This is a genomic window from Streptomyces asoensis (assembly GCF_013085465.1).
Lineage (GTDB): Bacteria > Actinomycetota > Actinomycetes > Streptomycetales > Streptomycetaceae > Streptomyces > Streptomyces cacaoi_A.
Genome location: NZ_CP049838.1, coordinates 2,800,928 through 2,823,773, shown reverse-complemented (window position 1 = coordinate 2,823,773; position 22,846 = coordinate 2,800,928). Strand labels below are relative to the sequence as shown.

At 71.1% G+C, this 22,846-nt stretch carries 21 protein-coding genes; 12 read left to right on the top strand and 9 right to left on the bottom strand.

Going from position 1 to position 22,846, the window contains the following annotated elements; translation table 11 throughout:
- Positions 1-14: 14 nt before the first annotated feature.
- Entirely contained in the window at positions 15-1,670 is a 1,656-nt protein-coding gene (qcrB, locus tag G9272_RS12660; RefSeq protein ID WP_171396668.1) for a cytochrome bc1 complex cytochrome b subunit, read from the top strand.
- Positions 1,671-1,692: 22 nt separating this feature from the next.
- Here the strand turns inward: qcrB and G9272_RS12655 are convergent, their stop codons facing one another.
- Entirely contained in the window at positions 1,693-2,265 is a 573-nt protein-coding gene (locus tag G9272_RS12655) for a TetR/AcrR family transcriptional regulator (protein WP_171396667.1), read from the bottom strand.
- An 89-nt stretch (positions 2,266-2,354) separates the two neighbouring features.
- Here G9272_RS12655 and G9272_RS12650 point away from each other — a divergent pair, with 89 nt between their 5' ends.
- A complete protein-coding gene (locus tag G9272_RS12650; protein ID WP_171396666.1) occupies positions 2,355-2,846 on the top strand; it encodes an FBP domain-containing protein in 492 nt (163 codons plus the stop codon).
- A gap of 2 nt (positions 2,847-2,848) precedes the next feature.
- Here G9272_RS12650 and G9272_RS12645 read toward each other — a convergent pair whose 3' ends face one another.
- Together G9272_RS12645 and G9272_RS12640 are read right to left on the bottom strand one after the other, a co-directional pair.
- Complete coding sequence (locus G9272_RS12645) at positions 2,849-3,799, bottom strand: acyl-CoA dehydrogenase family protein (RefSeq protein ID WP_171401959.1); 951 nt, start codon at positions 3,797-3,799, stop codon at positions 2,849-2,851.
- 26 nt (positions 3,800-3,825) lie between these two features.
- Complete coding sequence (locus G9272_RS12640; protein ID WP_171396665.1) at positions 3,826-4,977, bottom strand: acyl-CoA dehydrogenase family protein; 1,152 nt, start codon at positions 4,975-4,977, stop codon at positions 3,826-3,828.
- Between the two features lie 136 nt (positions 4,978-5,113).
- On the opposite strand from G9272_RS12640, the gene G9272_RS12635 reads away from it, so the two are divergent.
- The 3 genes from G9272_RS12635 to G9272_RS12625 are packed head-to-tail and all read left to right on the top strand — an operon-like array spanning position 5,114 to position 7,721.
- Entirely contained in the window at positions 5,114-5,902 is a 789-nt protein-coding gene (locus G9272_RS12635; RefSeq protein WP_171396664.1) for an SDR family oxidoreductase, read from the top strand.
- 26 nt (positions 5,903-5,928) lie between these two features.
- The gene (locus G9272_RS12630) at positions 5,929-6,540 is read left to right on the top strand and encodes a TetR/AcrR family transcriptional regulator (RefSeq protein WP_171396663.1); all 612 of its coding nucleotides are present in this window, start codon (positions 5,929-5,931) and stop codon (positions 6,538-6,540) included.
- A gap of 23 nt (positions 6,541-6,563) precedes the next feature.
- Complete coding sequence (locus G9272_RS12625) at positions 6,564-7,721, top strand: acetyl-CoA C-acetyltransferase (RefSeq protein ID WP_171396662.1); 1,158 nt, start codon at positions 6,564-6,566, stop codon at positions 7,719-7,721.
- Here G9272_RS12625 and G9272_RS12620 read toward each other — a convergent pair.
- From G9272_RS12620 to G9272_RS12605, 4 genes are all read right to left on the bottom strand, one after another.
- Positions 7,705-8,763 carry an NAD(P)H-dependent flavin oxidoreductase gene (locus G9272_RS12620; protein WP_171396661.1) on the bottom strand — a complete coding sequence of 353 codons (1,059 nt, stop codon included), beginning with the start codon at positions 8,761-8,763 and terminating at the stop codon, positions 7,705-7,707. The two genes, G9272_RS12625 and G9272_RS12620, sit on opposite strands and share 17 nt — an antisense overlap.
- Complete coding sequence (locus tag G9272_RS12615; protein ID WP_171396660.1) at positions 8,763-9,482, bottom strand: CoA-transferase subunit beta; 720 nt, start codon at positions 9,480-9,482, stop codon at positions 8,763-8,765. Before G9272_RS12615 ends, G9272_RS12620 begins: the two co-directional genes overlap by 1 nt.
- On the bottom strand, positions 9,479-10,324 hold the full coding sequence (locus tag G9272_RS12610; protein WP_171396659.1) for a CoA transferase subunit A: 846 nt from the start codon (positions 10,322-10,324) through the stop codon (positions 9,479-9,481). Before G9272_RS12610 ends, G9272_RS12615 begins: the two co-directional genes overlap by 4 nt.
- A 63-nt stretch (positions 10,325-10,387) precedes the next feature.
- Positions 10,388-11,143 (bottom strand): enoyl-CoA hydratase family protein, encoded by a 756-nt coding sequence (locus G9272_RS12605; protein ID WP_171396658.1) that lies wholly within the window; start codon positions 11,141-11,143, stop codon positions 10,388-10,390.
- A gap of 54 nt (positions 11,144-11,197) precedes the next feature.
- Between G9272_RS12605 and G9272_RS12600 the strand changes: the two genes are divergently transcribed.
- Complete coding sequence (locus G9272_RS12600) at positions 11,198-11,938, top strand: SDR family oxidoreductase (RefSeq protein WP_171396657.1); 741 nt, start codon at positions 11,198-11,200, stop codon at positions 11,936-11,938.
- 1 nt (position 11,939) lies between these two features.
- Positions 11,940-12,845, top strand: coding sequence for an SDR family oxidoreductase (locus G9272_RS12595; RefSeq protein ID WP_171396656.1), 906 nt, complete (start codon positions 11,940-11,942; stop codon positions 12,843-12,845).
- Between the two features lie 49 nt (positions 12,846-12,894).
- Here the strand turns inward: G9272_RS12595 and G9272_RS12590 are convergent, their stop codons facing one another.
- The gene (locus G9272_RS12590) at positions 12,895-13,824 is read right to left on the bottom strand and encodes a hypothetical protein (RefSeq protein WP_171396655.1); all 930 of its coding nucleotides are present in this window, start codon (positions 13,822-13,824) and stop codon (positions 12,895-12,897) included.
- Positions 13,825-13,915: 91 nt separating this feature from the next.
- Between G9272_RS12590 and G9272_RS12585 the strand changes: the two genes are divergently transcribed.
- From G9272_RS12585 to G9272_RS12570, 4 genes are all read left to right on the top strand, one after another.
- Complete coding sequence (locus tag G9272_RS12585; protein ID WP_171396654.1) at positions 13,916-14,269, top strand: chorismate mutase; 354 nt, start codon at positions 13,916-13,918, stop codon at positions 14,267-14,269.
- A gap of 180 nt (positions 14,270-14,449) precedes the next feature.
- Positions 14,450-16,930 carry an aminopeptidase N gene (gene pepN, locus G9272_RS12580; RefSeq protein WP_171396653.1) on the top strand — a complete coding sequence of 827 codons (2,481 nt, stop codon included), beginning with the start codon at positions 14,450-14,452 and terminating at the stop codon, positions 16,928-16,930.
- A 333-nt stretch (positions 16,931-17,263) separates the two neighbouring features.
- The gene (locus tag G9272_RS12575) at positions 17,264-18,622 is read left to right on the top strand and encodes a pyridoxal phosphate-dependent decarboxylase family protein (RefSeq protein WP_171396652.1); all 1,359 of its coding nucleotides are present in this window, start codon (positions 17,264-17,266) and stop codon (positions 18,620-18,622) included.
- Complete coding sequence (locus G9272_RS12570) at positions 18,619-20,043, top strand: lysine N(6)-hydroxylase/L-ornithine N(5)-oxygenase family protein (protein ID WP_171396651.1); 1,425 nt, start codon at positions 18,619-18,621, stop codon at positions 20,041-20,043. Before G9272_RS12575 ends, G9272_RS12570 begins: the two co-directional genes overlap by 4 nt.
- Positions 20,044-20,178: 135 nt before the next feature.
- On the opposite strand, the gene G9272_RS12565 is transcribed toward G9272_RS12570, so the two are convergent.
- Complete coding sequence (locus G9272_RS12565) at positions 20,179-21,990, bottom strand: bifunctional metallophosphatase/5'-nucleotidase (protein WP_171396650.1); 1,812 nt, start codon at positions 21,988-21,990, stop codon at positions 20,179-20,181.
- Between the two features lie 149 nt (positions 21,991-22,139).
- Here G9272_RS12565 and G9272_RS12560 point away from each other — a divergent pair, with 149 nt between their 5' ends.
- The gene (locus G9272_RS12560; RefSeq protein ID WP_171396649.1) at positions 22,140-22,841 is read left to right on the top strand and encodes an SIMPL domain-containing protein; all 702 of its coding nucleotides are present in this window, start codon (positions 22,140-22,142) and stop codon (positions 22,839-22,841) included.
- The last annotated feature ends 5 nt before the right edge of the window (positions 22,842-22,846 follow it).

Below are 22,846 nucleotides of genomic sequence, written 5' to 3'. Positions count from 1 at the left end.
GGAGGCGGCGACGTATGGGTGACGACGCGCGATCGGTGAACGGGACGGCGGACAGCGGGACTTCGAGGCCCGGCGAGTCCGGCAAGGGCGAGCGGCTCGCCGACTGGGCCGACGAGCGGCTGGGGCTGTACGCGCTGGCGAAGGCCAACCTGCGCAAGGTGTTCCCGGACCACTGGTCCTTCATGCTGGGCGAGATCTGCCTCTACAGCTTTCTGGTCCTCCTCCTCACCGGCGTCTATCTCACGCTGTTCTTCGAGCCGAGCAGCGCCGAGGTCGTCTACGACGGCAGTTACGTCCCGCTCAACGGCGTCACGATGACTAAGGCGTACGAGTCGACGCTCGACATCAGCTTCGACGTGCGCGGCGGGCTGCTGATCCGGCAGATCCACCACTGGGCGGCTCTGGTCTTCGTCACCGGCATGCTCGTGCACATGATGCGGGTGTTCTTCACCGGCGCGTTCCGCAAGCCGCGCGAGGTCAACTGGCTGTTCGGCTGGACCCTGTTGTTCCTCGGCATCCTCACCGGACTGACCGGCTACTCGCTCCCCGACGACCTGCTCTCCGGCACCGGCGTCCGGTTCGCCGACGGCGCGATCCTGTCCATCCCGATCATCGGGACGTACGTGTCGTTCTTCCTCTTCGGCGGGGAGTTCCCGGGGCACGACATCATCTCCCGGTTCTTCCCGATCCACGTGCTGCTGCTGCCCGGGATCATGCTGGGGCTCGTGGTCGCCCATCTCATCCTGGTGTTCTTCCACAAGCACACGCAGTACCCCGGGCCCGGACGCGACCGGAAGTCGGTCGTCGGCATGCCCTTCATGCCCGTCTACATGGCGAAGGCGGGCGGATTCTTCTTCCTGGTCTTCGGCGTGCTGACGGTCATGGGCGGCATCGCGAGCATCAACCCGGTGTGGGCGTTCGGACCGTACCGTCCGGACCTGGTGACGACGGGCGCGCAGCCGGACTGGTACCTCGGTTTCTCCGAGGGGCTGATCCGGGTGATGCCGGGATGGGAGATCAACGTCTGGGGCCACACCCTGGTGCCCGGTGTCCTCATCCCCTTCACGCTGTTCCCGTTGATCCTGCTCGCCATCGGGATCTACCCGTTCGTCGAGGCGTGGATCACCGGTGACAGACGGGAGCACCACATCCTCGACCGCCCGCGCAACGCGCCCGTGCGCACCGGCCTCGGGGTGGCCTGGCTGGCCCTGTACGTGGTGCTGCTGATCGGCGGCGGCAACGACATCGTGGCCACGCAGCTGCATCTGTCCATCAACGCGATCACCTGGTTCGTACGGGTCTCCGTGTTCGCCGCCCCGGTCGTCGCCTTCATGGTCACCAAGCGGATCTGTCTGGGCCTCCAGCGCCGGGACCGGGACAAGGTGCTGCACGGCCGCGAGACGGGGACCATCAAGCGCCTTCCGCACGGCGAGTACGTGGAGGTCCACGAACCCCTGAACCAGGCCCAGTTGTTCACCCTGACCCAGCACGAGCAGCATCCGCCGTACGAGATCGGGCCGCTCGTCGACCACAACGGCGTGCGGCGGCCGGTCACGGTGTCCCAGCGGGTACGGGCGCGGCTGGCGCGTGCCATGTTCGGGGCGGACACTCACATCCCGAAGCCGACGCCGGAGGAGCATCGCGAACTGACCGGCGGGCCCGGGCGCTGACGTCGGCTCTGCTGCCTGCTGGTCAGGTCTTGGGCGGCCAGTTGCGCAGCAGGGCGTCGAGGGCGTCGAGGATGCGGGTCCAGGTCTCCTGGGTGTCGGGGGCGCTGTGGCTGAATCCGCCGCCGAGCTCCAGGCTGACGTAGCCGTGGAAGACGCTGCCCAGGAGCCGGACGGCATGGGTCTGGTCCGGCTCGGTGAGGTCGTAGCCGCGCAGGATCGCCCGGGTCATGCGGGCGTGCCGCGGTCCGGCGCTCGCGGCCGCCGCCTCGGGGTCGAGTCGCAGCTGGGCCGCGGCGTAGCGGCCGGGGTGTTCGCGGGCGTAGTCGCGGTAGACGTCGGCCAGGGCGGTCAGGGCGTCCTTGCCGGCCCGCCCGGCGAGCGCGAGGTCGCCCCGGTCGGCGAGCTCCTCCAGGGCGAGCAGGGCGATCCGGGTGCTGAGGTCGTCGGAGTTCTTCACGTGCGAGTACAGGCTCGCGACCTTGACGTCGAAGCGCCGGGCGAGCGCCGAGACGGTCACCTGGTCGAAGCCGACCTCGTCGGCCAGTTCCGCGCCCGCCCGGACCAGCCGATCCGTGCTCAGCCCCACACGCCCCATGGTCTTCCTCCTGCGTATCGCCCCGCACCTCTCCGCCGACAGCCATTATGCGTTTGCCTAAAAGCTTTAGGCAAATTAGCCTGCGTTATATGAAGCCGCTCACCGAGCAAGAGATCCGTGCCGCGTTCGTCAACTGCACCAAGGGTGAGGCCAAGCGCCTGGCCGTCCCCCGCGACCTGGCCGACCGGCCCTGGGAAGAACTGGACTACCTCGGCTGGCGGGACCCCCAGGCCCCCGACCGGGCCTACCTCGCCGTCGAGCTGGACGGCCGGCCGAAGGCCCTCGCGCTGCGCTCCTCCACCTCCGGCTCGTGGCAGGCGCGGCGCAGCATGTGCACGATGTGCCTGACCACCCACTCCGGCGGTGTCTCGCTGATGGTCGCGCCGAAGGCGGGCAGGGCCGGCCAGCAGGGCAACTCGGTGGGGGCCTACATCTGTAGCGACCTCGCCTGCTCTCTGTATGTGCGGGGCAAGCGGGACGCGGGCGTCGGCGCCCGGCTGCCCGAGACGATCACGCTGGAGGAGAAGATCGGGCGGACCGTGGCGAACCTCGCCGCGTTCGTCGCCAAGGTGACCGGCTGAGGCTACGCGCGGCCGCGCAGGACCTCCGCCCGGCAGTCGTCCGGGGTGCCCCAGGCCGTGCGCAGGGCGCGGGCCTTGGTGAGCCAGAGCGACAGGTCGTACTCCGCCGTGTAGCCGATCGCGCCGTGCAGTTGGAGTGCGGTGCGCGCGGTCGTGTACGCCGCCTCGCAGGCGCTCACCTTCGCGGCGGCGACATCCGCCGGGCTCATCGTCACGGCGGCGCCCAGTACCAGGGGACGGGCGAACTCCAACGCGATCTTCGCGTCCGCCAGCCGGTGCTTGACCGCCTGGAACGAGCCGACGGGGACGCCGAACTGGACGCGCTGCCCGACGTACGCCACGGTCCGCTCCAGCAGCGCCAGACCCACCCCGAGAGCCTGCGCGGCGGTGGCCAGGCGGGCCCAGCGCAGCGCACGGTCCGCGGAAGGGTCCGGGACGAGGAGTTCGCCGCCCGGCAGCAGGCGGGTGAGACGACGGGCGGGGTCGAGGGAAGGACGCACCGGGCCGTGCCCCGGAGCCAGCCGCAGACCGTCGGCGGCCAGCGTCAGCCGTAGGGCCGCCGCGTCACCGTCCACGGCGTACGAGCCCTCGGGTGCCAGTGTGGCCATCGACTCGCCCGCGGCCAGAGCGGGGAGGAACCGCTTGGCGGGGCCCGGATCGCGCAGCAGGGCCGCCGCGGCGACCGTCTCCACCAGCGGGCCCGGCACCGCGTGCCGTCCCAGCTCCACGAAGGCGACGGCCAGGTCCACCGGCCGGGGCCCCAGCCCCTCGTACGCCTCCGGGACCGCCAGGGCGAACACGCCCGCCTCGGCGATCCGCGACCACAGGGCGAGGCCGCCCGCCCGCTCGCCCCGGCTCCAGTCGCGGATCACCGCGGGGGTGTCGGCCGCGCTCAGCATCGCGTCCAACGACCGGGCGAACTCCCGCTGTTCGGCGTCCAGGAGGAAACGCATCGCCGGCGGAGCCGGCCTGGGCGAAGTCATCGACGGCGTCCCCTCGGCAGGCCGAGCAGCCGCTCGGCGACGATGTCGCGCTGGATCTCGTTCGTGCCCGCGTAGATCGGGCCGGCCAGGGAGAAGACGTAACCCTCCGACCAGTCGGTGTCGGCCGCCTCGCCTTCCGCTCCTTGCGCGCCGAGGAGATCCAGCGCCGTCTCGTGCAGCGCGATGTCGTACTCCGACCAGAAGACCTTGTTCAGGCTCGACTCCGGGCCGAGCCGCTCCCCGGCGAGGAAGCGGGAGGCGGCCGCGTAGGTGAACAGCTGGTAGGCGCGGGCGCCGATCAGCGCGTCGGCGACGCGGGCCGCGGCGGCCTCCGGGCTGCCCCGGTCCGCCCAGAGGGCGTGCAGGCGGTCGGCCGAGGAGAGGAAGCGGCCGGGGGAGCGCAGGGTGAGCCCGCGTTCGTTGGCCGCCGTCGACATCGCGATCCGCCAGCCCTGGCCCGGCTCCCCGATCACGTCCTCGTCCGGCACGAACACCTCGTCCAGGAACAGTTCGGCGAACGCCGGCTTCCCGTCCAGGCGGCCGATGGGGCGGACGGTGACTCCGGGGGCCCGCAGGTCGAACATGACGTAGGTGAGCCCCTGATGGGGTTTCGGGGTGTCGGGGTCGGTGCGGAACAGGCCGAAGGCGCGGTCGGCGAAGGCCGCGCGCGAGGACCAGGTCTTCTCGCCGCTCAGCCGCCAGCCGCCGGCCACGCGGACCGCCCTGGCGCGCAGCGCGGCCAGGTCCGAGCCGGCCTCGGGCTCCGACCAGGCCTGCGCCCAGACGACCTCGCCGGTGGCCATCGAGGGCAGGACCCGGGCCCGCTGTTCCTCGGTGCCGTGGTCGAGCAGCGTCGGGGCGAGGAGGCTCACCCCGTTCTGGTTGACGCGGCCCGGGGCGCCCGCCGCGTAGTACTCCTCCTCGAAGACCAGCCAGCGCATCAGCCCGCAGTCCCGCCCGCCGTAGCGCGTCGGCCAGTTCACCACCGACCAGCCGGCCGCGGCCAGTTCGGCCTCCCACGCGCGGTGCGCGGCGAAGCCCTCGGCGGTCTCCAGGGAGGGCAACGGCTCGGACGGCACCCGCGCGCGCAGCCAGGCCCGGGCCTCGGCGCGGAACGCCTCGTCGGCGGGGGAGTGTGCGAGGTCCACGGGTCCCTCCTCGTGTGCGCGACCTTGGTGCGGGTCCTTCGGGTGCGTCCTTGACGTACGACCTTCGTGTGCGTCTTCGCGTGCCTCTTCGCGTGCGTTCTTCCCTAACAAGTGTTTGGTAGGTTAGCGTGCCGTCATGAAGAACGTCGAGGGTCCGCCGTACGTTCCCGGGCACGCGCTGCTCGACGGCCGCAGCGCCGTGATCACCGCGGCGGCCGGCGCGGGCATCGGCGGAGCGACCGCGCGCCGCTTCCTGGAGGAGGGCGCGCGCGTGCTGATCAGCGACACCCACGCGCGGCGGCTCAAGGCCTACCAGGCCGAACTGGCCGCGGAGTTCGGCGAGGCGTCGGTGGCCGCCCTGCCGTGCGACGTCACCGACGAGAGCCAGGTGCGGGCCCTGTTCGAGACGGCCGTGCGGGAACACGGGCGGCTGGACGTCGTCGTCAACAACGCGGGCCTCGGCGGGACCTCGGAACTCGTCGACATGACCGACGAGCAGTGGTCACGCGTCCTGGACGTCACGCTCAACGGAACCTTCCGGTGCACCCGGGCCGCCCTGCGGCTGATGCGGGAGACCGGCGGGGGAGTCGTCGTCAACAACGCCTCCGTCGTCGGCTGGCGCGCCCAGGCCGGACAGGCGCACTACGCCGCCGCGAAGGCGGGCGTGATGGCGCTGACCCGCTGCGCGGCGATCGAGGCGGCCGGGTACGGCGTACGGGTCAACGCCGTCTCGCCGAGCCTCGCCATGCACCCGCACCTGGTGAAGGTGACCTCGGCCGAACTGCTCGAGGAGCTCACCGCCCGGGAGGCCTTCGGGCGGTACGCCGAACCCTGGGAGGTGGCCAACGTGATCGTGTTCCTGGCATCGGGCTACTCCTCGTACATGACGGGCGAGGTCGTCTCCGTCAGCGGCCAGCACGCCTGACGACCGGAGCAGACCACAATGTGTTCGTGCCGACCAAGAAGAAGCCCCAGGTGACCGCGGCGCCCGCGCGTCGCCGTGAACTCCTCGACACCGCCGCCGAGGTCTTCGCCGAACAGGGCTACAACGCCACCACCGTCCGGAAGATCGCCGACCACGCGGGCATGCTCGCGGGCAGCCTCTACTACCACTTCGACTCCAAGGAATCGATGCTGGAGGAGATCCTGCGGACCTTCCTCGACGAGCTCTGGGACGGCTACGACACCGTCCTGGGCGCCGAGCTCGGACCCCGGGAGACACTCGCGGCCCTGGTCACCGAGTCCTTCCGGGAGATCGACCGGCACCGCGCCGCCGTCGCGATCTACCAGAAGGAGAGCAAACAGCTCGTGGCGCAGGAACGGTTCGCGTTCCTCGCCGAGTCACAGCGCCGGTTCGAGAAGGCGTGGCTGTCCACGCTGGAACGCGGCGTCACGGACCGGGTCTTCCGCACCGACCTCGACATCCGCCTCGCCTACCGGTTCGTCCGCGACACCGTGTGGGTCGCCGCGTCCTGGTACCGGCCCGGCGGACAGCACAGCCCGGAGGAGATCGCCCGGCAGTACCTGTCGATGGTGCTGGACGGGATCGCCGTACGTGAATAGCCCTTTCCTGTGAGGGAGTTGCCATGGCCGAGGCCTACATCGTCGAAGCGGTCCGTACGCCCGTCGGGCGGCGCGGAGGAGGACTGAGCAAGGTCCATCCGGCCGACCTGGGCGCACATGTGCTCAAGGAACTCGTCGCACGGGCCGGGGTCGACCCGGCCGCCGTCGAGGACGTCGTCTTCGGCTGCCTGGACACGGTCGGGCCGCAGGCCGGGGACATCGCACGGACCTGCTGGCTGGCCGCCGGGCTGCCCGAGGAGGTGCCGGGCGTGACCGTGGACCGGCAGTGCGGCTCCTCGCAGCAGGCCGTGCACTTCGCCGCGCAGGGCGTGCTGTCCGGGACCCAGGACCTGGTGGTCGCGGGCGGCGTGCAGAACATGTCGCAGATCCCGATCGCCTACGCCACCCGGCAGGCCGCCGAGCCCCTCGGCTTCACCCAGGGCCCCTTCGCGGGCAGCGAGGGCTGGCGCGCGCGGTACGGGGACCGGCCGGTGAACCAGTTCGCCGGCGCCGAGATGATCGCCGCGAAGTGGGGCATCAGCCGCCAGGACCAGGAGGAGTTCGCCCTGCGCTCGCACCTGCGGGCGGTGCGGGCGATCGACGAGGGACGCTTCGCCCGCGAGACCGTCGCCCACGGGCAGGTCACCGCCGACGAGGGACCGCGCCGGGACACCTCCCTGGAGAAGATGGCCGCGCTGAAGCCCGTCATCGACGGCGGGACCGTCACCGCCGCCTGTTCCTCTCAGGTCTCCGACGGCGCGGCGGCCCTGCTGCTGGCCTCGGAACGGGCGGTGCGCGAGCACGGCCTGACGCCACGCGCGCGCGTGCACCACCTCTCCGTCCGCGGCGAGGACCCGATCCGCATGCTGACGGCGCCGATCCCGGCCACCGCGCACGCCCTGAAGAAGACCGGGCTGTCGATCCACGACATCGACCTCGTCGAGATCAACGAGGCGTTCGCGCCCGTCGTCCTGGCCTGGCTGAAGGAGACCGGCGCGGACCCGGAGAAGGTCAACGCCAACGGCGGCGCGATCGCCCTCGGCCACCCGCTCGGCGCGACCGGCGCCAAGCTGATGACCACCCTCCTGCACGAACTGGAACGCACCGGCGGCCGGTTCGGCCTGCAAACGATGTGCGAGGGCGGGGGTCAGGCCAACGTGACGATCATCGAGAGGCTCTGAGGCGGTCCAGGGAGACGAGCGTCTCGTCCGCCTCCTTCATGATCCGCGCCACCAGTTCCGCGCAGGACGGCAGGTCGTCGATCACCCCGGCGACCTGCCCGGCGGCCATCACCCCCGCGTCCGTACGCCCCTCCACCATCGCGGACCTGAGCATCATCGGCGTGTTCGCGGCGAGCAGTACCTGACTCCAGGCGAGGTCCTTGCCGTGGCGCAGCGCCAGGCCGTCGCGGACCATCTCCCGCCAGGTGAGGCCGGACAGCTTCCGGAAGCCGGCCGCGTGACGCACCGCCCGCAACAGGGCCCTGGCCCGGCCGGCGTCCTCAAGGGCGTCGACCAGAGCGGTGCGCAGCATGCGGTGCGGGAGGCCGTCCACCGCCCGGGTGACGGTGACGTCCCGGACCGTCGCCGCCAGGTACCGCGCCTTCACCGCGTCCGGGACCGGCGAGTCCGAGGTGAGCAGGAACCGGGTGCCCATCGCGACCCCGGCCGCCCCGTACGCCAGCGCCGACACCAGCCCGCGCCCGTCGAAGAAGCCGCCCGCCGCCACGACCGGGATGTCCACGGCGTCCACCACCTGCGGCAGCAGTACCGTCGTCGCCACGTCCCCGGTGTGACCACCGCCCTCCCCACCCTGCACGATCACCGCGTCCGCACCCCACGCGGCGACCTTCTCGGCATGCCGGCGGGCCCCGATGGACGGGATGACGACGACACCCCCCTCCTTGAGCTCGGCGATCAGCTCCGGGGACGGCGCGAGCGCGAAGGACGCGACCCGCACCCCCTCGTCGAGGATGATCCGCACCCGATCGCCGGCGTCCGCCGCGTCGGCCCGCAGATTGACCCCGAACGGCGCCGGCGTCCGCGACCTCACCTCGCGCACCGCCGCCCGCAACCGGTCGACGGTCATGGTCGCGGAGGCCAGGACACCCAGCGCCCCCGCGTCCGCCGCCGCCGACACCAGGCGCGGGCCCGCCACCCATCCCATCCCGGTCTGCACGATCGGGTGACGGACCCCGACCAGCCGGGTGAGCGCCGTTTCCATCAGCAGGCGACCTCCCGCGCCCGGGTGTCCTCCGGGTCGATCACCTCGCGGATCAGACGCAGTTCGCCCGCCGTCGGCTCACGGGTGCGCGACACCTCGTCCGGGACCACGAGGTCGAACCCCGTCGCCTCCCGGACCTGCTCGACACTCACCCCGGGATGCAGCGAGGCCAGCCGCATCGACCGGTCGGGGGTGGCGAAGTCGAAGACACCGAGGTCGGAGACGACCCGCGGGATGCGGTGGTGGCGCGCGCCGGCCGCACGGTCGTACCCGACCCCGCACACCATGTCGACCCGCTCGACGAAGACCCGCCGGGAGTGCCTCGGAACCCAGTAACTCGTCGGGTTGTTGAGCGTGTTGACCGGCGCGCCCCGCACCCCGAGCAGCTGCCGCGTGGGCTTCGCCCAGTCGCCGATGCACGCGATGTTCTGGTTGCCGTACCGGTCGATCTGGCTCGCGCCCATCATCACGTGCCGCCGCCCCCCGGTGACCAGCGCCAGATGCTGCCGGTACGGCAGCCAGCCCTCGACGGTGCCGTCGAGACCGACGAGCAGCGCCTCCCCGTCGGTCAGCAGCAGGTCCGGCGCGAAGGTGTGCCGGGCGAGGCGGGCGCCGACGGAGGGGATCAGACCCATGGGGCTCGCCAGGATCTCGCCCGCGCCGCGCCACGCCTCCGCACAGGCGATCACGCAGTACTCGGCGCGCGTCACCTCGCTCATGACTCCTCCCCGACGGCCGACCGGTACGCCTGCTCGTCCCCGGCGAGGAACCGCGCCGCGAACTCGGGCCAGGGCGTCGTCGCGTACCGCTTCTGGAACGCCTCGTCCCGGCCGTAGTCGGGGGCGCAGGACGTGAAGTGCGCCCCGTTCGGGGCCTCGATCACACCCGTCACCGTGTGCCGCTTGACCAGCAGCGACTGCGGCGCCGCCGCCTTCGTCAACTCGGCGGTGTCGACGACCCGTTCGCAGCTGACGTACGCCGCGTCCGCCGCCTCGCAGAACAGGTCGTCGAAGTACGGATCCGGGCCCAGGTACTGCCCGTTGCCCAGCCGGTCGGCCCGGTTGACGTGCACCAGGGCCGCGTCCAGCCGCAGCGCCGGCATGGCCACGAACGTCTCCTGGTCCTCGTACGGCGAAGTCACCGTCCGCAGACCGGGGTTGACCCGCATCACGTCCGAACCGATCCCCGCCCGCACGGGCAGGAAGGGCAGCCGGTTCGCGGCCGCGTGCAGACCCCACATGAACATCGCCTCGTCGACCTCCGTCAGCTCGAAGGCCCCGCGCTCGCGGGCGGCGCGGTAGTGCGGCTCCAAGGGGATCGAGTCGAGGGTGACGAACGCGGTGACCAGCTTCCGGATCCGGCCGGCCGCGGCGAGCATCCCGACGTCCGGGCCGCCGTACGACACGACGGTGAGGTCGGTGACCTCCGACCGGAGCAGCGCCCTGACCAGCGCCATCGGCTTACGGCGGGAGCCCCAGCCGCCGATGCCGAGGGTCATGCCGCTGCGCAGCCGGGACACCGCCTCGTCCGCGGACAGCAGCTTGTCGGCTCTGTCGGTCATGTCGGTTCTATCGGTCCCGTCGGCCCCGCTCGTGCCGGTGGGCCTGTCGGCGTCGGCGCTCACTCAGTCACCGTCCCTTCCGAAGGTGTCACGGACCCGGTCGGCCACCCCGCCGACGCTCGCCTCGTAGGTGAAGCCCTGCTCGAAGCGGTAACTGCGCCGCACGTCGACCGGGTCGATGCCGTTGATGGCCGCCTTGGCCAGGCGCAGCAGCTCACCGTCCTTCGCGGCGATCTCGCCGGCCAGCTCCAGGGCCGCCGCGCGGAGTTCGCCCGGCGGCACCACCCGCCACACCGAGCCGTGCCCGTGCAGTTCGGCCGCCGTGACCGTGCGCGAGGTGTAGTACAGGGCGCGCAGCAGGTGCTGGGGGACCAGCCGGGCCAGATGGGTGGCCGCGCCCAGGGCGCCCCGGTCCAGCTCGGGCAGCCCGAACACGGCGTCCTCGCTCGCCACGATCACGTCCGCGTTCCCCACCAGGCCGACGCCGCCGCCCAGACAGAAGCCCTGCACCGCCGCCACCACCGGGACCTCGCACTCGTACACCGCCGCGAAGGCCTCGAAGCAGCCGCGGTTGGCGCCGACGAGCGCGCTCGGCCCCTGCGCCTGGATCTCCTTGATGTCCACGCCCGCGTTGAACCCGCGCCCCTCGGCGGCCAGCACCACACACCGGGTACCGGGATCGCGGCCGGCCGCGCGCAGGGCGTCGGCCAGGGCGAACCAGCCGCTCACCGGCAGCGCGTTCACCGGCGGGAAGTCGACCGTGACGAGCGCGATTCCCTTTTCCGGTCCCTTTTCCGGGGACGAGGTGGAGACACCCATGGAAGCATCAGCTACCTTTCCACCAAACGTTTGTTAGGTGGAAGGTAGCAGCGAATGGAGCTGGACGGGAAGGTCGCCGTCGTCACCGGCGGCACCCGCGGAGTGGGCGCCGGTATCGCACGCTCCCTCGCACGCGCGGGCGCCCAGGTCGTGGTCTGCGCCCGCCGACCACCGGAACACCCCCTCGGCACAGCCGAGTTCATGCCGCTCGACGTACGCGACACCGACGCCGTACGGCGCTTCTTCGCCGAGCTGCCCCGGCTCGACGTCCTCGTCAACAACGCGGGCGGCGCCCCCTACCGCCCCCTCGCGCACGCCGACGCCGCACGGCACGCGCGCGTGATCGAACTCAACCTCCTCGCACCACTGACCGTCTCCCTCGCCGCGTACGACCACCTCAAGCACGCGAACGGCTCGATCGTGATGATCGGCAGCGTCAGCGGCAGCCGCCCCTCGCCCGGTTCGGCCGCCTACGGCGCGGCCAAGGCCGGCCTGGAGAACCTCGCCCGCTCCATGGCCGTCGAATGGGCCCCGGAGGTACGCGTGAACACCCTCGTCGTCGGCATGGTCCGCACCGAACTGACCCACCTCCACTACGGCGGCGACGACGGCGTCGAAGCCGTCGCCCGCACCGTCCCGCTCGGCCGGCTCGCCCTCCCCGCCGACGTGGGCGCGGCAGCCGTCTTCCTCGCCTCCGACGCGGCCCGCTACATCAGCGGGGCGAGCCTGCTCCTGCACGGAGGCGGCGAACGGCCCGCCTTCCTCGACGCCGCAACCGTCAACAAGGAGACGTGAGATGAGCGGAATCTGCCACCGGCGCGTCGTCGTCGTCACCGGCGCGGGACGCGGCCTCGGGCGCGCCCACGCGCTCGCGTTCGCCGCCGAGGGCGCCCGTGTCGTCGTCAACGACCTCGGCGTCGGCCTCGACGGCACACCCGGCCCCCACAGCCCCGCCGGACAGGTCGTGGACGAGATCCGCGCCGCCGGCGGCGAAGCGGTCGCACACGGCGGGGACATCGCCACCCCCGAAGGCGCCGCAACCCTCATCGACGCCGCCCTGGACACCTACGGCCGCCTCGACACCCTCGTCAACAACGCCGGCTTCCTGCGCGACCGCATGCTCGTCAACCTGGCCGACGACGACTGGGACGCCGTCCTGCGCGTCCACCTCAAAGGCCACTTCCTCACCCTCAAGCACGCCGCCGCACACTGGCGCGCCGAGACCAAGGCGGCCCGCCCGCCCGCCGCCCGCATCATCAACACCAGCAGCGGCGCGGGCCTGCTCGGCTCCGTCGGACAGGGCAACTACAGCGCCGCGAAAGCCGGGATCGTCGCCCTGACCCTCGTCGCCGCCGCCGAACTCGCCCGCTACGGCGTCCAGGTCAACGCGATCGCACCCGCCGCCCGCACCCGCATGACCGAGCGCACCTTCGCCGCGACCATGGCCGCCCCCGAGAACGGCTTCGACACCATGGCCCCCGAGAACGTCTCCCCGCTGGTCGTCTGGCTCGGCTCCGCCGCGAGCCAGGGCGTCACCGGACGCGTCTTCGAGGCGGACGGCGGACGGATCACCGTCATGGAGGGCTGGCGGCCGGGACCCACCACGGACAAAGGAACACGGTGGACCCCCGCCGAGGCTGGGGAAGCCGTACAGAAGCTACTGACGCACGCGACGCCACCGGGCACGGTGTACGGGGCGTAGGCCTCCCCAAAACCCACGGGTACCGGACGCGAGCCTCCCGAGAACCCGCCTACGTGTCGCACTCCAGCACCGTCCGGCACAGCGCGCACCGGGCGCGGACCCGCCCCCGGACCGGCACCCTGATCCGCTGATGACAGGTGGGACACGGAAACGTCACCCGCAGCGCCCCCGGCGAGTCCGGAGCGAAGCTGTACGGACTGTCCGGGGCCGCCACCGACCGACGGTCCCGGTGGTCCTGGTGGTCCTGGTGGTCCTGGGAGTCCTGGGCATGCCGGCGATCGCGCGCGTACCGCCGCCGCCCCGCCCAGCCCGCCGCCGTCAGCGGAGGCTGCCGCTCGTCATGCCGGGCCCGCTCAAGACCCCGCCCGTACGCCGTGTACGCCTGCGCACTCGTGAACCACACCGACGGATCCTCACCGAAGACCAGCGACCGCTTCGCCAGCACATACCCGAACTCCTCCGGAGTCAGATACCCCAGCTTCTGCGAGGACGCCGCGTCCTCCCGGTACGCGTCCAGCAGCAGCCAGCCCGCCCCCAGATACGTCGTCGCCGTGTCCGTCAGGATCTCGTTGTCCCGCGTGCCCGGGAACGACAGACCCACCCGATGCAGATAGACATGCATGATCTCGTGCGCCAGCGCCGCACCGATGTCCCGCCGATGCGTACGGAACCGGTCGTTCAACTCGACGAAGTACTCCGGACCCGCCGTGAGTTCCACATTCGCCGCATGCTCCATCGCACGGAACGCGACGATCATCCGCGCCTCCGGCAACCGGTAGTGCCGCACCAGCTCACGCGCCACCCGCTGCACCCCCAGATGCAGATCGTCGGTGTCGCAGAACGCCACGTCCGCCGGGACCACACTGGACGTGAACTGATGGATGGTGTCGTACGACAACCGCCTGTACAACGCCGTGACAGCCGCCCGCACCGTCTCCAGGTGCGGGTACCCGTGCTCGACCGGCCCGCCGTTCGCCACGCCCGCACCCCCAAGACGCCGAGACCCGATTCCACTGTAAGGGCAGGCCACCCCCAGGGCGGGTCCCGCGGACGCACTAGGGTGAACGCCCATGACCACCAGCAACACCCCCGGACCCGGAGACGTCGACCCCGCCGTCCGCGAGGAGCTCGACCGGCTGCGCAACAGCATCGACAACATCGACGCGGCCGTCGTCCACATGCTCGCCGAGCGCTTCAAGGCCACCCAGCAGGTCGGCCACCTCAAGGCCCGCCACCAGCTGCCGCCCGCCGACCAGGCCCGCGAGGCCCGCCAGATCGCCCGGCTGCGCTCCCTCGCCGAGGACGCCAAACTCGACCCCGCGTTCGCCGAGAAGTTCCTCACCTTCATCATCGCCGAGGTCATCCGCCACCACGAGCGCATCGCCGAGGACACCGTCAACGGCCCGGCCCCCACACCGAACTGACCCGCGAGCCGGGCGCTGCTGCCGGTGACCGACCGGACACAGCCCGTCAGTACCGCCCGCCGCACCCACCGCACCCACCGCGTCACGCGACCGGAAAGGCGCTCCGGCGCGAGAAGGGACATAGGGCACGTACCGATCCGCCCCTGTGCCCGGCCAGCGGTATCAGGCAGCATGTCGTTCATGTCCGTACTGACGCGCGACGAAGCGCAGAGCCGTGCCAAGCTCCTCGACGTCCACCGCTACACCATCGAGCTCGACCTGACGACCGGCGACGAGACCTTCGAGTCCAGCACCGTCATCCGGTTCGCCGCGCGCGCCAACGGGGACACCTTCGTCGAGGTCAGGCCCGCAGCACTGCACTCCGTCACCCTCGACGGTGAGCCCCTCGACCCGGAGACCCTCGACGGCAACCGGCTCCCCCTCAAGAACCTCACCGCCGGAGACCACGAACTGCGCGTCCGGGCGAGCATGCGCTACTCCCGCACCGGCGAAGGCATGCACCGCTTCACCGACCCCACCGACGGCGAGACCTACCTCTACACCCAGCTCTTCATGGAAGACGTCCAACGCGTCTTCGCCGCCTTCGACCAGCCCGACCTCAAGTCCGTCTTCGAGCTGACCGTCACGGCCCCCGAAGCCTGGACCGTCCTCGCCAACAGCATCACCGAACACCTCGGCGAAGGCCGCTGGCAGGCCGCCCCCACCCCCCTCATCTCCACCTACCTCGTCGCCGTCGCCGCCGGCCCCTGGCACTCCGTACGCACCGAACACCAGGGACTCCCCTTCGGCCTCCACTGCCGCCGCTCACTCGCCCCCCACCTCGACGCCGACGCCGACGAACTCCTCGAGATCACCCAGCAGTGCTACGACCGCTACCACGAGAAGTTCGAGGAGCCCTACCCCTTCGACTCCTACGACCAGGCGTTCGTCCCCGAGTTCAACGCCGGCGCCATGGAGAACCCCGGCCTCGTCACCTTCCGCGACGAGTTCGTCTACCGCTCCGCCGTCACCGACACCGAACGCCAGACCCGCGCCATGGTCATCGCCCACGAGATGGCCCACATGTGGTTCGGCGACCTCGTCACCCTCCAGTGGTGGGACGACATCTGGCTCAACGAGTCCTTCGCCGAATACATGGGCTACCAGACCCTCACCGAAGCCACCCGCTTCACCGACACCTGGACCGACTTCGGCGTCGTCCGCAAAGCCTGGGGCTACGACGCCGACCAGCGCCCCTCCACCCACCCCGTCGCCCCCGAGAACGTCGACGACACCGCCTCCGCCCTCCTCAACTTCGACGGCATCTCCTACGCCAAGGGCGCCTCCGCACTACGGCAACTCGTCACCTGGCTCGGCGAGAAGGACTTCCTCGCCGGCATCAACACCCACTTCGCCCGCCACCGCTTCGCCAACGCCACCCTCGCCGACTTCATCGACTCCCTCGCCGCCCACACCGACCGAGACGTCCACGCCTGGGCCGACGCCTGGCTGCGCACCACCGGCGTCGACACCCTCACCCCCACCCTCAACGGCAGCAACGGCGACCACACCCTCACCATCACCCACCACGGCAGCCGCCCGCACCGCGTCGCCGCCGGCCTCTACGACCTCGACCTCGCCGACGAAGGCAGCCTCACCCTGCGCCAACGCCTCGAAGTCGACATCCCGCAGAGCGCACCCCAGCCCATCGGCAAGCGCCCCGCCCTGGTGCTCCTCAACGACGGCGACCTCACCTACGCCAAGGTCCGCTTCGACCCCGCCTCCTTCGAAACCGTCCGCACCAGCCTCTCCGGCCTGCCCGACCCGCTCACCCGCGCCGTCGTCTGGAACGCCCTGCGCGACGCCGTCCGCGACGGAGACCTCGCCCCCACCGCCTACCTCGACACAGCCCGCGCCCACCTCCCCCGGGAGACCGACCTCGCCCTCGTCCAAGGCGTCCTCGCCTACGCCTGCGGACCCCTCGCCGACCGCTACGTCACCCCCGAGCAGCGCCCCGCCGCCGTCGCCACCCTCTCCGCCCTCTGCCGCGACCTCATCCGCCGCACCGAGGACGGCGACCACCCCGGCCTGCGCCTCATCGCCGTACGCCACTTCATCGACGTCGCCGCCCACCCCGACACCATCGCCGCCTGGCTCGCCGACGGCACCGTGCCCGGCGGCCCCGAACTCGACCCCGACCTGCGCTGGCGCGTCCTCGCCCGGCTCGCCGTCCTCGGCGCCACCGACGAGCGCGCCATCGCCGCCGAACTCGACCGCGACCCCTCCGCCACCGGCCAGGAAGGCGCCGCCCGCTGCCGCGCCGCCCTCCCCGACGCGGACGCCAAACGCACCGCCTGGGCCGCCATGTTCGACGACGACAACCTCTCCAACTACCTCTTCACCGCCACCGCCCAGGGCTTCTGGCAACCCGAACAGACCGACCTCGTCGCCGACTACGTCCCCCGCTTCTACCAGGACGCCGTCGCCGTCGCCGCCCGCCGCGGCCCCGCCATCGCCGAAGCCTCCGGCCGCTGGGCCTTCCCCGCCCACGCCGTCGACCCCGACACCCTGCGCCTGGGCGAAGCCTGCCTCACCGACGCCGACCCCATCCCCGCCCTACGCCGCAAACTCGTCGACCAACTCGACGACCTGGCACGCGCACTGCGGGTGAGGGAGGCGTAGGACCACCGGCCCCGGCCCCGGCCCCGGTTCTCCCGGGAGCCTCCCCGGTGGAGCCGGGAGGTCCCGGTCGCCGCACTTTTCAGCGCCGGTCCGCACATCCAGCCCGTCCGGCGATTGAGGACAAGGCCCGTTCAGGGCCGAAGCGGGGGCCCGGGGGCGGCAGCCCCCAGCAGCGCCCACACCAGCCCCGGTGCCATCTCCCGCACCGGGGCTGAAAACACACGTCCCCCGTTAGGGTTCCCTCACCGGATGTTCCGGACGCGCCCCCGCAATCCCCGACAAGCTGGCACTCCCCGCTGCGGGCACCCGCCCCCGCGCCCCGGAGGAGCCCCCGTGAGCATCCCGCCCCTCGCCTCAGGACCCGAAGGCCCCGACGCCCTACGGCCGTTGCTCACAACCGTCCTCGACGCCCTCGCCACCGGCACCCGGGCCCGCGGAGGACCACTGCCCGCAGGCGGACCCCAAGCCGTCGCCACCCGCGTACGCCACGCGATGGGGGACGTACTCCCCGAACACGGCGACCCCACCGCCCTCACCACCCTCGTCCACACCCTCGCCGAAGGCGCCGCCGACCCCGCCCACCCCCTCTGCGCCGCCCACCTGCACTGCCCACCCCTCGCCGTCGCCACCGCCGCAGACCTCGCCGTCTCCGCCCTCAACCCCTCCCTCGACTCCTGGGACCAGGCACCGGCCGCCTCCGAACTGGAGGCACTCGTGACGCGGGCACTCGCCGCACAAGCCGGCATGGCCGACGCACTCGTCACCACCGGCGGCACCGAAGCCAACCAACTCGCCCTCCTCCTCGCCCGCGAAACCCACGGCCCCACCCTCAGGCTCGTCTGCGGCGCCAACGCCCACCACTCCCTGCCCCGCGCCGCCTGGCTCCTCGGCCTCCCCGAACCCGTGATCATCCCCACCCCCACCGGCACCCTCGACCCCACCGCCCTCACCCACACCCTCACCACCCTGCCCGGCCCCCTCATCGTCGCCGCCACCGCCGGCACCACCGACGCCGGACTCATCGACCCCCTCCCCGCCATCGCCGCCCTGACCACCACCCACGGCGCCCGCCTCCACATCGACGCCGCCTACGGAGGCGGCCTCCTCTTCAGCAACCGCCACCGCCACCTCCTCACCGGCCTCGACACCGCCCACACAGTCACCCTCGACCTGCACAAACTCGGCTGGCAACCGGTAGCCGCCGGACTCCTCGCCGTCCGCGACGCACACGACCTCACCGCACTCCACCACCACGCCGACTACCTCAACGCCGACGACGACACCGAAGCCGGCCTCCCCGACCTCCTCGGCCGCTCCCTGCGCACCACCCGACGCCCCGACGCCCTCAAGATCGCCGTCACCCTCAAAACCCTCGGCCGCACCGGCCTCGGCGCCCTCGTCGACCAAGTCTGCGCCCACGCCCACGAGTTCGCCGACCTCATCACCGCACACCCCGGCTTCGAACTCCACGCCCCACCCACCATCAGCACCGTCCTCTTCCGCCCCACCGGCGCCACCGACGAAACCGTGGCCGAGATACGCCGCCGCCTCCTCACCCACGGCCACGCCGTCCTCGGCCGAGCCCGCCTCGACGGCCGGCTCTGGCTCAAAGCCACCCTCCTCAACCCCCACACCCACCCCCACGACCTGGCCACCCTCCTCGACCTGGTGGAAGGAAACACCCCCCGATGAACACACCCCCACACTTCGGCACCGACACCCCCCGCGACCTCGTCGGCATCGGCATCGGCCCCTGCAACCTCTCCCTGGCCGCCCTCGCCCACCCCCTCGCCGAACTCGACGCCGTCTTCTACGAACAACGCCCCCGCTTCGACTGGCACCCCGGCCTCCTCATCGACGGCGCCCGCATCCAAGTCCCCTTCCTCGCCGACCTCGTCACCCTCGCCGACCCCACCAGCCCCTGGACCTTCCTCAACTACCTCAGAACCCACCACCGCCTCTACCCCTTCTACTTCGCCGAGCGCTTCCACATGCAACGCGCCGAATACGACACCTACTGCCGCTGGGTCGCCGACCAACTCCCCGGACTCCACTTCCGCCACCAGGTCGACGCCGTCCGCTGGAACCCCGAACACGACGTCTTCGAAGTCGACCACACCCAACTCGACACCCACGGCGAAGCCGAAGCCCTCGGCCGCACCCACACCCGCAACGTCGTCCTCGGCATCGGGACCGAGCCCTACATCCCCGACGCCCTGCGCCCCCTCGTCGACGCCCCCGGCGTACCCGTCGTCCACGCCGCCGACTACCTCACCCACCGCGACACCCTCCTCACCGCCGGCCACATCACCGTCGTCGGATCAGGACAGTCCGGCGCCGAAGTCTTCCTCGACCTCCTCCGCCACCGCCCCACCGGCCACGAACAACTCCACTGGATCGGCCGCACCGACGCCTTCGCCCCCATGGAGTACTCCAAACTCGGCCTCGAACACTTCACCCCCGACTACACCCGCTACTTCCACGCCCTCCCCGAAAACACCCGCGACCGCCTCACCACCGCCCAATGGCAACTCCACAAAGGCATCGACGCCACCACCCTCGCCGCCATCCACGACGAGCTCTACCACCGCACCCTGGGCGGCGGCTGGCCCGACACCGTCCTCACCCCCGGCGTCCGCGTCCGCACCGCAGGACGCATCGCCACCACCAAGATCGAACTCCACCTCGAACACATCCAGCAGAACACCCGCACCCGCCTCACCACCGACGCCGTCGTCCTCGCCACCGGCCACCGCGAACGCTCCCTCGACCGCATCCTCGTCGGCCTCGACCCCTACATCCGCCGCGACAACAGCGAACGCCCCCGCGTCGACGAACACTTCCGCCTCGTCCTCGACCCCTCCGTCACCGCCACCGGGTGCAACATCTACCTCCAGAACGCCGAACGCCACACCCACGGCGTAGGCGCCCCCGACCTCGGCCTCGCCGCCTGGCGCGCCGCCACCATCCTCAACACCCTCACCGGCAAAGAGACCTACCCCCTCCCCACCCGCACCGCCTTCACCACCTTCGGACTCGAACGACCACAACCCCGAGTCCCCGCCGCCCGACAGGCAGCACCCACCCTCACCCCCCTCGTCGACCGACGCTGAAAAGCCACACCCGACACCCGACACCCGACGGCCCCCGGCCCACGCACGCGAAAGGCGGTGCTCCCACAGTGACCGACCCGGCCACCGCACGAAACACCGCCCACCGCCCCGCGGGACTACACGACCGAAGAAGCCCTAGAACACCGGCGTACCGTCACGCGTCAGCTTCCAGTCCACCGACGCGAAGTCCTTCGGGTCCAGCACACCCTTCGCCGTCACCCACTCCGAAATCCGCGTACGGATCTCCGTCGACTCCGACCACAGCTCCTGCGCCGACGCCACATGCGGGAACGCGCCACCACCATTGGCCCGGTAGTTGTTCACCGCAAGCACGAACTGCTGCGCATCGTCCAACGCCACCCCGTTGAACGTCAGGTTCTTGATCCGCGAACCCGCCGCCTGAGCGATGTCGATCTCGTACACCAGACCCGACACATAGTCGTAGTTGTAGTCCGGACGCCCCGCCGCGTTCGTCAGCTTCTCCGTGTCGACCACCGCACCCGCAGCCGTCTGCACGAAGTACTGCGCCGAGTACTCCAGGTACGCCCGCACCTGCGCACCCGTCATCAACTTCGCCACCAGCGTGTTGTCGTACACGTACAGGCTCGACAGATCCCGGATCGTCACCTGACCGGCCGGGATCTCCGACGTCCGCGAGAACGGCGACGCCTGCGCGATCACCGGCAGCGAGGCGTACGACGTACCCGCCAGCGCCGCCTTGACGACATCCTCCTGCACCTTCGTGATCAGGTCGATGATCGGAGCGTCCTTGTACCGCGCCTCCACCGTCGTCAACGTCTCCGTCGCCGAACCGACCACCTGGTTGACGTACGCCACGACCTTCGCGTGCTCGTCACCCAGCAACTTCGTGATCTTCGGGTCGTCCGCGACCGTGTTGGAGTTCAACACCTTCGAGGCAACGGACTCGACCGTCCACCGCCCCTTCTCGAACACCAGCTCCACATCGAACACCGACAGCCGCTCCGCATACGCCAACGGCTCCGACAACACGACCGTCTTCCCGGTCTTCGCGTTGACGACCTTCAGCTCCGGAATCTCCACATGCGCGTGACCCACCAGAACCGCGTCGATGTCCGGCACCTGCTGCGCCACCAACGCCGCCGAGTTCTCCACATACGGCAGCTGGTCACCGTACGACGACGTACCCGACGAACCCGAGTGCGCCGACACGATCACCACATCCGCACCCAGCGACTTCAGCTTCGGCACCCACTTCGCCGCCTGCTCCTCCAGCCCCGGGAACGCCAGCTTGCCCTGCACATACGCCTTGTCCCAGATCGCGATACCCGGGTTCGTCAGCCCCAGGACGGCCACCTTCACCGGCGGCGCACCCTTCACGCAGAACGTCTTGATCACATAGGGCTGGAACGCCGGCTTCAGCGTCTTCGCGTCCACCGCGTTCGCACCCAGCAGCGGGAACCGCAACTGCGACTCGAACTTCCGCAGCGTCTCGATGCCGTAGTTGAACTCGTGGTTGCCCAGCGCCGCCGCGTCATACCCGATCGCGTTCATCGCCTGCGCCATCGGATGCACCGGACCACCCTTGGCGGTGATCGGGTCCACCTTCGCGTAGTAGTACGTCAGCGGAGTGCCCTGGATCGTGTCACCCGCGTCCAGCAGCAGCGTGTTCTCGCGCCCCTTCTCCTTACGGATCTGGTTCACCAGCGTCGAGATGCGCGCCAGTCCCTGCGCGTTACCGGCCGCGTCCTTGTACTCCGCGTCCTTGAAGTAGTCCCAGTTGAACACGTGACCATGCAGGTCCGTCGTCCCCAGCACCGTCAGCGCATACCGCTTCGGCTGCTTGACCGGCTTCCCCGGCTTCTTCGCCTCGGCGGCCTGCGCCGGAGCCGCCGCAGCACCCGCGATCGCCACCCCCGCCCCGGTCACAGCGGACTTCTTCAGGAACTTCCGGCGATTCAACGGCATGTCTCATGCTCCTCGGGGAAAGGTCAACGACGCGCGTAGATTCTGACCCGGACACGACCGACGGCAACAGGTCCAGGAGGTTGCGATCTGATGACCAGCACGGTCAACTCCCCCCAGGGACCAGGGAAAGCCATGACAAGGTAGGACGTATGACCTCCCCGCAGAATCCCCCCTACGGCACACCCGACGCCCCCCTCCTCACGGTCCGCGGCGAGGCCGAACTCGAAGTCGACCCCGAGATCGCCCGCATCGGCATCACCCTCACCGCCCGCGGCCGCGACCGCCGCACCACCCTCGACGACCTCACCCGCCGCAACACCACCGCCCTCGACCTCCTCAAGTCCTACGGCGACGCGGTCGAGAACCTCTCCACCGGCGCCGTCTCCCTCACCCCCGAACTCGCCCCACGAGGCCGAAGCGAACGCGTCCGCACCTACCACGGCACCATCCACCTCACCGCCGAACTCACCGACTTCACCGCCCTCGGCGAACTCACCACCCGCCTCGCCGACCTCGACCTCACCAGGATCGACGGCCCCACCTGGGAACTCCGCCCCACCTCACCCGTCCACCGCCAAGCCCGGCAACAAGCCGTACGCGAAGCCGTACAGCGAGCCGACGAATACGCCGAGGCACTCGGCACCACCGTCGCCGCCCTCCTCGAACTCGCCGACACCGGCACAGCCGGCGGACGCCCCCGCGCCGCCTTCGGCCGCCGCGCCGTCCGCTTCTCCATGGCCGCCACCGAAGCCGACACCGAGGCCCCCGAACCCCTCGACCTCGAACCACAGCGCATCCAGGTCCACGCCGAGGTCAGCGCGCAGTTCACGATGAATCCACCGAGCCGGTGAATTCA